This window comes from Maribacter sp. Asnod2-G09, assembly GCF_045063795.1.
In the GTDB taxonomy this organism is placed as follows: Bacteria; Bacteroidota; Bacteroidia; order Flavobacteriales; family Flavobacteriaceae; genus Maribacter.
Genome location: NZ_JBEFOA010000005.1, coordinates 400,710 through 412,871 on the forward strand (window position 1 = coordinate 400,710; position 12,162 = coordinate 412,871).

The 12,162-nt window shown below is 34.9% G+C and carries 16 protein-coding genes; 1 reads left to right on the forward strand and 15 read right to left on the reverse strand.

From position 1 onward, the window contains the following. Positions 1-84: 84 nt before the first annotated feature. The 10 genes from ACJJVT_RS13850 to ACJJVT_RS13895 all read right to left on the reverse strand — a co-directional run bounded on the left by ACJJVT_RS13850 (position 85) and on the right by ACJJVT_RS13895 (position 7,130). Positions 85-1,857, reverse strand: a complete 1,773-nt coding sequence (locus ACJJVT_RS13850) for a MutS-related protein (RefSeq protein WP_405399467.1) — start codon at positions 1,855-1,857, stop codon at positions 85-87. Positions 1,858-2,199: 342 nt separating this feature from the next. Then, entirely contained in the window at positions 2,200-2,685 is a 486-nt protein-coding gene (locus ACJJVT_RS13855; protein WP_405399468.1) for an ExbD/TolR family protein, read from the reverse strand. A 4-nt stretch (positions 2,686-2,689) separates the two neighbouring features. Next, positions 2,690-3,307 carry an ExbD/TolR family protein gene (locus ACJJVT_RS13860; RefSeq protein WP_405399469.1) on the reverse strand — a complete coding sequence of 206 codons (618 nt, stop codon included), beginning with the start codon at positions 3,305-3,307 and terminating at the stop codon, positions 2,690-2,692. A gap of 196 nt (positions 3,308-3,503) precedes the next feature. Continuing rightward, complete coding sequence (locus ACJJVT_RS13865; RefSeq protein WP_405399470.1) at positions 3,504-4,040, reverse strand: DUF2199 domain-containing protein; 537 nt, start codon at positions 4,038-4,040, stop codon at positions 3,504-3,506. 40 nt (positions 4,041-4,080) lie between these two features. Further along, positions 4,081-4,434, reverse strand: coding sequence for an MmcQ/YjbR family DNA-binding protein (locus tag ACJJVT_RS13870; RefSeq protein ID WP_405399472.1), 354 nt, complete (start codon positions 4,432-4,434; stop codon positions 4,081-4,083). Next, positions 4,431-4,979, reverse strand: a complete 549-nt coding sequence (locus tag ACJJVT_RS13875) for a GNAT family N-acetyltransferase (protein ID WP_405399473.1) — start codon at positions 4,977-4,979, stop codon at positions 4,431-4,433. The genes ACJJVT_RS13870 and ACJJVT_RS13875 overlap by 4 nt, the downstream gene beginning before the upstream one ends. A 10-nt stretch (positions 4,980-4,989) precedes the next feature. Further along, positions 4,990-5,385, reverse strand: a complete 396-nt coding sequence (locus ACJJVT_RS13880) for a Dabb family protein (RefSeq protein WP_405399475.1) — start codon at positions 5,383-5,385, stop codon at positions 4,990-4,992. Positions 5,386-5,408: 23 nt separating this feature from the next. Then, positions 5,409-6,029: a DUF4230 domain-containing protein gene (locus tag ACJJVT_RS13885; RefSeq protein ID WP_405399477.1), complete on the reverse strand. Its 621-nt coding sequence runs from the start codon at positions 6,027-6,029 to the stop codon at positions 5,409-5,411. Next, positions 6,022-6,381 carry a DUF4260 domain-containing protein gene (locus ACJJVT_RS13890; protein WP_405399479.1) on the reverse strand — a complete coding sequence of 120 codons (360 nt, stop codon included), beginning with the start codon at positions 6,379-6,381 and terminating at the stop codon, positions 6,022-6,024. The genes ACJJVT_RS13885 and ACJJVT_RS13890 overlap by 8 nt, the downstream gene beginning before the upstream one ends. A gap of 2 nt (positions 6,382-6,383) precedes the next feature. Then, positions 6,384-7,130 carry a cyclase family protein gene (locus ACJJVT_RS13895; protein WP_405399481.1) on the reverse strand — a complete coding sequence of 249 codons (747 nt, stop codon included), beginning with the start codon at positions 7,128-7,130 and terminating at the stop codon, positions 6,384-6,386. Between the two features lie 668 nt (positions 7,131-7,798). Between ACJJVT_RS13895 and ACJJVT_RS13900 the strand changes: the two genes are divergently transcribed. Next, a complete protein-coding gene (locus ACJJVT_RS13900) occupies positions 7,799-8,089 on the forward strand; it encodes a GIY-YIG nuclease family protein (protein ID WP_405399482.1) in 291 nt (96 codons plus the stop codon). 267 nt (positions 8,090-8,356) lie between these two features. Here ACJJVT_RS13900 and hemW read toward each other — a convergent pair whose 3' ends face one another. The 5 genes from hemW to ACJJVT_RS13925 are packed head-to-tail and all read right to left on the reverse strand — an operon-like array spanning position 8,357 to position 12,159. Continuing rightward, a complete protein-coding gene (gene hemW, locus ACJJVT_RS13905) occupies positions 8,357-9,490 on the reverse strand; it encodes a radical SAM family heme chaperone HemW (protein WP_405399483.1) in 1,134 nt (377 codons plus the stop codon). A gap of 36 nt (positions 9,491-9,526) precedes the next feature. Beyond that, entirely contained in the window at positions 9,527-9,889 is a 363-nt protein-coding gene (locus tag ACJJVT_RS13910; protein ID WP_405399484.1) for a four helix bundle protein, read from the reverse strand. 48 nt (positions 9,890-9,937) lie between these two features. Further along, positions 9,938-10,495, reverse strand: a complete 558-nt coding sequence (gene ruvC / locus ACJJVT_RS13915; protein ID WP_348351034.1) for a crossover junction endodeoxyribonuclease RuvC — start codon at positions 10,493-10,495, stop codon at positions 9,938-9,940. A gap of 5 nt (positions 10,496-10,500) precedes the next feature. Beyond that, positions 10,501-10,977: a hypothetical protein gene (locus ACJJVT_RS13920; protein ID WP_076547151.1), complete on the reverse strand. Its 477-nt coding sequence runs from the start codon at positions 10,975-10,977 to the stop codon at positions 10,501-10,503. Between the two features lie 42 nt (positions 10,978-11,019). After that, complete coding sequence (locus tag ACJJVT_RS13925) at positions 11,020-12,159, reverse strand: tetratricopeptide repeat protein (protein WP_405399486.1); 1,140 nt, start codon at positions 12,157-12,159, stop codon at positions 11,020-11,022. Positions 12,160-12,162 lie beyond the last annotated feature (3 nt).

The following is a 12,162-nucleotide window of genomic DNA, read 5'->3' on the forward strand; positions in this document are numbered from 1 at the left end:
AACAGTATGAGGAATAAAAGCGAAATTCTATGCATAAAAAAGACGGAAAATGATTACAACCTTAAATCTAAGAATAAAAAAGTTTTATTCAATAATCCCCATCTTTTTTAAGAGAAAAGAAGCGTTCATATTCTGGCAAATTCCGTTTTTAAATGTATAATCGAAATGCAATTCGTTGTTTATAATTTCTGCATCGAAATAATGGTTTTTAACCGCATCATATTCATCGGCAACCTCACAAAGACTAAGATCATGTGTAGCGATAATTCCGGTAGATTTACTTTTTACCAAACGCTCTACAAACTTTCTTGACCCCAAAGCCTTATCGGTACTATTCGTTCCTTTCAAGATTTCATCTAAAACAATAAAATAGCGATCGGTCTGAATTTCATCTACAATATATCTTAGGCGTTTTAATTCTGAAAAGAAATACGATTCATCATCTGTCAATGAATCTGTAGTACGCATACTGGTAATTAACTTTATAGGCGAATAACTAACAGATTCCGCACAAACAGGTAAACCAACATTTGCCATCATTATCTGCAGCGATACCGTTCTTAAAAAAGTACTCTTACCAGCCATATTTGCACCAGTGATTATAAAAAACTGTCCGCCATCAATGGTAATATCATTCAATATACTTTTCGCAGGATCTAATAACGGGTGACCTGCATTTTTAGATTTCAATACCACTCCGTCATTTGTAATCGTCGGATATGCAAAATTCGTATGGTTAAAAGCAAAATTCCCTAAACTACTATAAGCGTCAAAAAATGCAATAGTATTAAACCAAATCTCTACACTCTTACCATGCGCCTCAATCCATTTTTCAATGGCTAGGCAATCGGTTAATGAGCGAAGGAAAAATCCGTTTGCAAAAATTAAATACAATAGGTTATTATTACGGTCTAGATTGCTTAAGAGCGATGCGAATTTCTTTAGAACTTTAGAATTATGCTCGCCATTACTTAAAATGTTAGCCTTTTGTTTTTTTAATAAATCTGATGTAAAATCAGTCGTTTCTATCATTGCCAATAGCTGATTGTACTGGTCAAAAGTAGATTTCATTTTGGTAGCACTCTGTCCTAAATTAGTCACTTTTTTAGTAAATAACCCAACAATGATCATACCTAGAGCTAACCACGTAATCAACACAGATTCTGGCAGATAATCTAAAAAGTAAGCAACAAATATAGCTGCTGAAATAATTGAAAACATAAGAGGTATAAACTTCATTGCCTTTGGCACAAAAGACTCGTAATTCTTTAACCATTTGGCAATAGTATGTGTAGAAGTTTCTGTTTTTGTTAAAGCTGCCATCGCAGAAAACTCTTGTCTCCAATCAACCTTTTCTCCTATCTCGGCAATAGCTTCTTGTTTTTCTTTTATGTCGTTTATTGAATTTTCTTTATAGATATCAGCTAATAAAAGGCTACCCTCGGCAAGTTTTGTTCTGTTTGAAATTTGATAAAAAGAACCTTCACCAAACAAGTCTATATCTTGACTAAAAAAATGAATGTCATCGGCAAATTCTTTTCCGTCAGGTAATTTCGAAAAGTCTCTTTTAAGCACTTGTAGTTCTACCGTATTGATATTTCTTAATTCCTCAATTTTAGCTTTTTGAAGTTTTAGATTTGTGTATTTACTCACTAAAAATAAGAACAATGGTATACCTACAAATAACACGGCAACCACATATTTTGCATTTATTGAAGCGAAATAAAGTGCAACGATAGTGCCTAGAAATATCAATAATCGTAGCGTGCTAAATAAAAAGAGTTTCTTATTTAGGGCTTCAATAAGCGCATCAAACTTTTGTACGCGTTGGGTATAAAATTCCTCTAAATTATTCATGAATATCAACCTATTATAGAAAAGGCAAAGATAACCTTAGAAAGTGGTTTCTATAAATGGAAAGTAGTTTAAAAGTGTTTCTAACTCAGGTTTCTATTACAAGTAGAATTAGATATTAATAAATCGCTGCTATTTTGGTGAATTCTTATAAACCAATGTCACTTCGAGTGAATTATGTGAGATTTTTAGGAACAAAATTTGTATCGAGAACCTCTACACCTAAAAGGTTCTCGATACACTTTATTCTACAATGAAAATATTGCAGAATAAAGCACTCGAACTGACATTGTGCTAATTTCCAATTTTAGTACAAAATAGGTACCACAATAAAATCAGCTATGATTATTTTAAATCACTTAAAACCTCACCTTCATAAGTGGTATAGTTTATTTTCAACAAATTCACCATGCGAAGCTCGCTTTTAAGGTCTTCTATAATTCCCATTTTCACTCCCACATCAGCTTTAATAGAAACTGTTGCCACACTTTTTAAATGTTCTGGCATTGATGATAACGCTTGCAAGGCATAATCGCCGACTTCATCTACGGTAATAAATTTATTATCCATTTGAATTCTGGGCTCATCGCCTAAATTGGTCTTGGCTTCAGCTGTAGGCTTGCCCACATAAATTTCTATAACTCGGTCTTTCTTATCTAACTTCTCGGTCTCGGTAGCCGTTGGCAAAGTATTTTCTACCAATAAGTTTTGGTTCTTCATAACCGTTACGGTCATGAAGAAAAAGAGCAGTATAAAAACGATATCAGGTAATGATGCTGTTGATACGGGCGGCAAGCTTTTACTAGATTTGTATTTGTTGAATTTTATCATGGTTTTAGTTATTTACGGTTTCTGGTTCTAGAATTTTCTGCGGATAAAGTGCTCTTATAATTTCAAGACGCTCTTTTAATTGCCCCATGTGGTGCTCACTAATCTCTTCGTTATAATAATCAGAATAAATAGTTTCATAAGGGGTATCGAACAATCGTAAGCTTTCTCTATTACGCAAGTCGTTATAAGCTGCAATCACTTCATTTTGTACAGCTACATAAACCGGATAGCTCGTATTGCGTTGTGCCTTTATGGAAATGATGGCTTTATCAGGATTTTCAGATGAATCTGTCAACCTATTTCCTTTACAATAATTACAATACCCTTCCATTTGCATTGGCTGACCGCCGTTATCAATAAAGGCAATTACTTTCTCTCTAAGATTTTTAGGATCTATAACATCACCTTCTGCCATTATTAAGTCAGCGTCATTTATACTGATTTCAAAAAGGTTTCGCTCTTTGATATCGACAATAGCACTATTATCTTCAGGTGGCATTAAGCGGTTAATTCCCGCATCATTTTCTATAGATGTGGTGACCAAGAAAAAGATGAGTAATAAAAAAGCGATGTCTGCCATTGACCCGGCATTTACTTCTTGTGGTGATCTGTGGTTTTTCATGAATAGTGGTTTTAAACACTATTAAGTACTGAAATTTGACCGCTAAAGAAAAGTTAGAATGAGGGAATGGTGGTTTTGAGTGAGGGAACGAGGTGCTTTTTTGTATACAGAATAACTACGTCAAGTACTAAATGTTTATGATATCCTTATTAATTAAGTAGAATAGATATTTGTAATGTGTTAGAGATATTCAAAATTAACCAACATTTTTGAGCATTGCATCTATACGCTTTACCGCCTCCTTTTTTGAAATACCCCCATAATAATCTTTAACAAATGGATGATCAAAATCTTGATGCGGAAAAATCTCAGGCCTACTATTTCCGGTTTTAGTTATAACATCACAAGGAATTGAAGATGTATCTCCATATTCAGCAATGTTACTACATAACCACCCGAAATATCCTGTTTCGTGATTCTGGTTATTATAATTTTCTTTATAGTCTAAATAACTCTTTTCACTTAATGAAACCCAAAGACCATATTCTAGAGTTTCACAAAAACCATTAACCTTTTGAGTTAGTGTCACCCTTATAAAACGGTCAATTTGGTCAGCATAATGAATTTCACAAAAGTCCGTATCCAACTTTCCTATTTCTTCCTTTCTCTTATCAGAAAGACTATTATAATTAGCAGGAGAATTAAAAGCTAATGCTGGCCACTCAGAATGCATCTCACCACATTCGGTGCATCTAAATTCAGGTATTCTTTTCTTTTTCCTTTTCCAAAACATTACTCTAAATAGTTTCAATCCTTAATGTAATATCAAAAAACTACAACCCCTCCAACTCCGCCTTCACCTTCTTAGTCAATTTAGAAACCACCAAATCATAAGAATGGTCTATTAGTTCTTTTGTAAGATCTTTAGAAATTTTGTCTAGGTATACGGTGTTCCAATGCTTTTTACTCATATGCCATCCCTCTATAATACCATCATGTTCTTCACGTAGTTCTATGGCTCTTTCTGGGTCGCATTTTAGGTTAACACGTAAAGGCACATTTTCTAATCCGCATAAAGCAAACATTTTGCCCATTACTTTAAATACAAGGGTAACCTCATCAAAAGGAAAGGATTCTGTTACTCCTTTTTTTAAAATGCAGTATTCCCTGTATTCCTCGACATTCATTTTTTATGCGATTTAGCCTTTACATTGTCCAAAAACCGAGACGCATCTTTCCAGTAGTATCTTATCTTCATAAAGGTCTTATCACCGATATCATTAGACTCAAGAGTTTCTATGGCTACGCCACCTATTTTTTCATAATAAGAAATCGCCGCAGTGTTAGTATCTAACACCCATAAGTAAAAACCATTAGCGCTTTTGCGCTTTAGAATCTCTTCTGCCAAAGCTGCCATCAACTTTGTGCCGACACCTTTACCTTGGGTATTTAGGCTAACATGCAAATTATCTAGTAATGTACCATATTGGGCATCATGATTAAAATAAGCACACATAAAACCTAAAAACTCTCCATCTTCCTCAGCTATTACAACAAACTGATCATCTGACGGATTCTGAAAGCGTTTTTTCCATTCATTCAGCCTATTATCATAAGCCAAATTATCTAAAAAATCGTCACTAAAAGAAGTTCGATAATTCTGTTGCCAGCTTACCGAATGTAATGTTGCAATTTGTACTACATCAACCGAGGTCGCCTTTCTAAAAATCATACTATAGCAATTAGATACTTATAGAATCGTAAACGATTACTTTAGACCATAGGTTCTCAGACTCAGCAATAAAAACTTTATGCGGCGCCTCGTCTTGGTATGCCTGTTGAGATTCAGCAGAGTCGAAACTTACAATTAAAGAATAGGTAAATGAACCATCTACTACATCTCTACTAGCCTTTGGCGGCTTGCCTATAAATTGTGTTTTCGCATATGCAGAGTTATCTAAAAACTTACGTAAAGAAGTTTCGAAAGCAGTACGATCTGCTTGATTGTCAGGGTTTTTCAACCAGAAAAATACGGTATGGGAAAAATTAGAATCGAATTCAGTCATTTCTTTATCATTTTGACCAAAAGTTACTGTGGTCATTAGTGTTAATACAAGGATACAAATTACGTTTTTCATTTTTAAATAGTTGTTGTTTGTTGTTATTCTTCGAGTAATTCTATTTGTTTTTGCGGAATTTTAAGTGCAGAATAATCTAGTGTCCACCCAATAGTTTCTACTATTTTTTCCATAATCAAAACGGTTTGCAAGGCTTCTTTTCTAGCAGTATCCATCAAGCCACTTTCCGGAATTTTTTCACGTATATGTGCTTTAGCCTCTGCATTTAGTTTCGTAAGATCATCTGGAGCGAAAAAGTTAAAAAATCCGCTTTTTACATCGTAAAATTCCAGTTCAGGCTCAATACTCAATACTTCTGGCTGCGGAAAATTATCTAGTATAATTATTTTCTTACTTTCATCGGTATGCATTAAAAGCTTACTTAAATCATAACCAATATGTGCTTTCGCCTTTATAACCACCAGCGCTTTCTTTTTGCTACTTACAATGCTTAGAAAATCTTTTACATTTTCATACTTGTAGATTTCGGCAAACTCCCCTTCTACGGAGATTAACTTGCAAACGCTTTTCATTTTTTCTAATAACACGGTAGACTGGTGCGTTGTTATCTCTTTACTTTTCTTTCCTTTAAAAAAATTGAATAGCCAATACATGCCTATTGCACCTAAAACTAAACCAAGAATGGTGTCAAAAATATTATCCATTTTTATTTCCTATTTCTCCTAAATGAGTAAACTTAAACCCTTTATCATATTTAAGTCCGTAGCCAAAGATACGGTCCATGGCTATATGTATAAAAAGAATTGTACCGATTAATTGAATTTCGGGTAACATGAAATAGATACCTACAAAGTACAAAAGTATGGCTATACCTCTGTGATGAAAGATGTTATAACATACTGCACCTATTTTTGAACCTAGTAAATAACCTAACATAGATAGATCTGGGGCTAGTATTAAAACAGGCAACCACCACCATTGGTAGCCTAATAAGCCGAACATAAAAATGCCAAGAATCATTAATGCTAGCTCTTCTAATTTCAAAACATTTTTCATGACTATTCTATTTTATAAAGTACCGGTCTACTTGGACTAGCATCATTCTCAAAAGGTGCTACTTGTAAGTTTAAAAAGTACGAACCATCGGCAATAAAATCTGGAACATAAATAAATTCTGTGATAGTTGCACCAAGTCGAACATCGCCGTTGAAATTCCAAAATGCTTTGTGTGCCAAAAGCTTACCATCATCTTTTTCTTTATCGACAGATGGTAGGTCTATCAATAAATGTTCCACACCAAATTCCCTTATAAACACCATAGCATCTTCTAATATGTATGGCGGATTTGTATGTGAATACTGTCTATTCACTTTCGACGTAGCATTAGGTAACGTTCGTATAACTAATGCAGACGGAGTGTGATTACCTATGGCATTTTGGAGTTGTTTTTTAGTAATAATCAAATCTCCATATTCTTCGGATGGAGTAACAGTGATCACCTCAGCCAAAAAGAAAAACTGCTTTAAATTTTGGTTTACAGATTGATGCTCAGCAGATATATGCCCAACACACTCGGTATGCGTACCATGCGAATGCGGATTAAAAGAAATATCATAAAAATTAGTACTTGACCCAGCCGCAATACTCCCAGTAAAATTAGCTTCTCTATGGGGCTCTATAGTTGGCGCTTTAACATACCAAGCGTTTACATTATCGTCTTTATTGGTAATGGGTATAGAAATATCTAAGGGTTTAGATAGGTCTATCTTGTACTCTTTAGCATTATGGGTTATGGTAGTTTTCATTGTATTTAACCTCAATTTACTTGGTAACTTTGAGATAAGAAAATTACAACTTTTTGAGCGGTTATGAAGTAATGATTATATAAGTGGGGAGTTTTCGTGTTCCAAACCTGTTCTCGATACAATTTTTCATTTCCGTTTCTCTTCAATGAAAAATCACTCGAACTGACAGCATGTTTTAATTTAACTCTGCACAAATAGATTATTTCAAGTACTCATGTCACTTCGAGTGAATATACGAGGTACGAGGACATTTGCCTGCCCGCCGTTGAGGAGGGTATCGAGAAGCTTGCGAGTTCCAAACCTGTTCTCGATACATTTTCTTGCAGAAAACACTCGAACTGACAGTACGTTTTTAAATACTTCTAGTTAAATTGTTTGTTTCAAGTACTAATGTCACTTCGAGTGAATTTACGAGGTACGAGAAAATTTGCCTGCCCGCCGTGGATGAGGGTATCGAGAAGCTTGCGTGTTGCAATCCTGTTTTCGATACGATTTGTTATTTCCGTTCCACTTCAATAAAAAATCACTCGAACTGACAGTCCGTTTTACTTTAACTCTGTACAAATAGATTATTTCAAGTACCAATGTCACTTCGAGTGAATTTTCGAGGCACGAGGGAATTTGTATCGAGAACTTGCGTGTTCCAATCTAAATCGTAAATTGAAAAGGTGATAACATACTACGTTTACATACTAAAATGTGCCGACAGCACTTTTTACACAGGTATAACTTCCAATCTAACTCAAAGGTTAGAATCGCACGAATCAGGAAAATATAAGGACAGCTACACAAACAAAAGAAGACCAGTAACACTCGCTTTTTATTGTGAATTCACTGACCCAAACATGGCTATAGAAAACGAAAAACGTATAAAAAAATGGTCAAAAGCAAAGAAAAAAGCGCTTATTGATGGGGAGTATGATGATTTACCAAACCTTGCAAAAAAGAAGTTTTCGTAAACGCGAGGGGGATTCGTGTTCCAAATCTGTTCTCGATACCTGCCTGCAGGCAGGCATTTTCTAGCAGAAAACACTCGAACTGACAGTACGTTTTTCATTACCTCTGGTTAAAATGTATGTTTCAAGTACTATTGTCACTTCGAGTGAATTTACGAGGTACGAGGAAATTATTATCGAGAACTTGTATGTTCCTAGCCTGTTCTCGATACAATTTTATATTTCCGTTTCACTTCAATAAAAAATCACTTGAACTGACAACACGTTATACTATTTCAAATTCAACATGAACAAATCCGCAGCGATGCCATCGGCTAAAAACATGCCTTTTTTAGTGGTTTTAAGAATGTCTCCATCTACAAAAAGTAAATGCTGCTCTATAAATTTGTCGGCTTGCATTAGTGCATATTCTTTGTACTTAGGTCCGAATTCGTCAGAAATTCTAGATAATGAAACTCCCCAGATAGTCCGCAAGCCTGTCATTACATACTCATTATATTTGTCGGTAGCAGAAAGGACCTCAACTTCCATAGGTAAAATGTTTTGCGCTATGGATTTAATATACTTCGGATTGTTATTGATATTCCACCCTCGTTGCACACCATCAAATGAATGCGCAGACGGACCAATACCTATATATTTTTTCTGCTGCCAGTAGGCGGAATTATTTTTGGAGTAATACCCAGGCTTCCCAAAATTGGAAATCTCATAGCAATCGAAGCCTGCTGCCAATAAAGTCTCGTTCAACAGATTGAAATGCTCCTGTGTTTCTTCGTCGGTAGTGGGGGTAATTAATCCATCTTCCACAAACTTAGCAAGTGCCGTTTTTGGTTCAACCGTAAGGGCATAACTAGAAATATGCGGAATATCGAACCCAAGTGCTTTATCAATATTCTGTTTCCAACGTTCTAAGGTCATATTTGGCATTCCGTAAATCAAGTCAATCGAAATATTATCGAAATGAACACTCGCCAATTGCAAACACTTTTCTGCTTCCAGAGCATTATGCGCTCTGTTCATCAGCTTTAAATCCTCCTCAAAAAAAGATTGAATACCTATACTTAATCTATTTATCGGACTAGCTGCCAGTTGTAGTATTTTCTCTTCGGATAAATCATCAGGATTCGCCTCTAATGTAATCTCCGGATGCTCTACAACATCATAATATTCACGAACCGTACTTATCAACTGCTCAATTTCGGCAGTCTCTAAAACAGACGGCGTACCGCCGCCAAAATAAATCGTAGCAACTGTTTCCCCAGAAAACTCCGCCTTGCGCAACTCAAGTTCTTTACACAATGCTTTCAACATCGCCTCTTTCTTCCCCATCGTAGTAGAAAAGTGAAAATCGCAATAATGGCAAGCCTGCTTGCAAAATGGGATATGGATGTAGATTCCGCTCATGTGTTCAATTAACAATTAGCAATAATCAGCTAACAATTATGTTTGTTTTTTAATTCTTGTAGATTTAAGTATAGCGAACATAATTTTAGAAAGCTCATCAGCTTTTTCAATTAACCCATTTGCAATTGACAATTCAATATATTCTGAATCCTTTAATAGGTTTAACCAATATTTCGTCTCTAAGCTTTCTTTATAAGCTATTGAAATCTTAGCAGAAAAATCTGCTTTTGATATCGCGCCATTAGCCTCTGCTATATTCGCACCTACAGAAGTTCCTGCTCTCAATAGTTGTTTCGATAGAACATACTCCCTTTTATTCTTCGTTAGTTCTTGATATAATTTAACAATTTGCAAAGCAAAATCATAAGATTTACTCAAAAGAGGATTTTCATTATTCATTGCTAATTAATTATTGTTTATTGGTAATTGTTTAATGTTTATCGAACATTACTTCTTAACTCTTTTCTCATTCTGCTTCACGAATGCATCCCAGCCAGAGTAGCTTTTACCAACTACGTCAATTCTTCCTTGGTTGTAAAAATGACATACGGCAGCGGCTAGTCCGTCAGTGCTATCTAGGTTTTTTGGTAATGTTTTTAGACCTAATACGCTTTGTAGCATTCTAGCAACCTGTTCTTTACTGGCATTTCCGTTTCCGGTGACTGCCATTTTAATTTTTTTGGGCAAGTATTCCGTAATAGGAATTTGACGTGATAATCCCGCTGCCATAGCAACCCCTTGTGCTCTACCTAGTTTTAACATAGATTGTACGTTCTTACCAAAGAAAGGTGCTTCAATCGCAATTTCGTCTGGGTGATAAGTATCTATGAGTTCTATGGTACGCTCAAAAATGAGCTTTAGTTTGGTGTATGGGTCGTTGTATTTTTGAAGAAGCAATTCGTTCATTTGAATAAACTCCATCTTTTTGCCCACCACTTTTATGAGTCCGAAACCCATAATGGTCGTACCTGGGTCAATACCCAAAATTATTTTCTCGTTCGCCAAAATGCTTAGTTTGTATTTAATTGAACCGGAATTCGATATTTTGTATTCACAGGAATTCCTCTTTTTAAAGCGGGTGCAAGTTTAGGAAGATTCTTTAAGCTTTGCGTAATAACCCCATCAAATTCTGGCATTTGATTTAATACTAGTTCATTTTTATAAATATCGGCGACTCTTATTTTACCTAGAGTATCAATAACAAAAATCACCTCAACGGTTTCACTTTCCTTATCGGTCAAGGTAAATTCAAAATCATTTAAGGTTTCTTGAAAATGGGAGATTAAGGTTTCTTCAAAGCAAATTTTCTGTTGTTCTTTAGTAACCGCTTCATCACAAGTGTAAAAGAACGGATATGAATCTACACTGTTCCAATCCATATGGCGCAATTCCTCATCTATAAGCTCTTGCGTTCGTTTTTGTTTCGACTCAAAGAACGAACATGAACTTATAAGTATCATTAAAAGAAAAAACACAACTTGTTTCATTACACCTGTTCTACAAGTGAAATTACGATTTTTTTAAGAAGTTTAATCTTTGGCAAAATGGATTTCTTCCTTTAACTCAGAAATACGTTTTTTGGCAGTTTCATAATAGTACGGATGCTGATTCGGATAATCCTTCAAGAAATTCTCATAATAACCTAGTTTCTTCTTCAAGTCAGTACCAAACTGATCGTACGTTGTGGCTATATTGTAATAGATAAGCGCATCAGATGTATCTTCTTTATGTGCTCTTTCGAATAATTTGAATGCGTTTTTAAAATCTTTTTGCTCTCGGGCGATATATGCCAATTGATTATAACCATTCGCGAAAATCGGTTTTTGAACGGCCATGGCTTTATTAATAAAAATCTTCGCGCTATCTAATTTGCTTTCCTTTTGATAAACGCTGGCTAAATCAAAATAGATTTGTGAATTGGTATCATCTCTTTTCAATAAAATAGCATAAGCTTCTTTAGCTTTTTTGAATTCCCAATTCTTATTATAAGAAATTCCTAGTTTTTCATAGACGTAGTTTTTATCTTCCCCAAGTTCTAAGACGTGTTCAAATAACGGAATCGCCTTCTCAAATTGAGCATCATTGAATAGTACCAATGCATGCAAATTTATGAGTGATACATCATTCTCATAATAATTCAATCCTTTTAAAATATACGTTAATGCGTTGTCGCGCTCTTGTTTAATAGTGTAATGTTTTGCAAGCTGAAACAGGCTTCTAAGATGCGTACTATCTAAATCAATTGCTTTTTTATATTGTTTTAAACTTGCGCCTGTAGCATCTAAATGACGATTGACTTCCCCCAAATAAAATTGAAATTCCGGATTAGTTGTATTGAGATTGGACAAATTTGTAAACACAGATTTTGCGTCTTCAAACCTATTTACTTTTAGCAATAATTTTCCAAGTTCAAATTGTGCGAGTTGATTTTCAACATCTTCATCGACCACGTATTGATATTGAGTAATTGCCTTCTCATAATTACCAACGGCATTGTAACTTCTTGCAATCTGAAGCGCAGCAGAAAGTCCGCCAACTTTGGAATATTCATTAATCGCTTTTGAATAATTACCAATAATGTATAAACTATCTGCAACAGCTAAAGCCGAAGATTGCGCTTCGGCTTTGAACATTAACAATAGTAGTATTGAAAAAATAAGGTGCTTCACTTA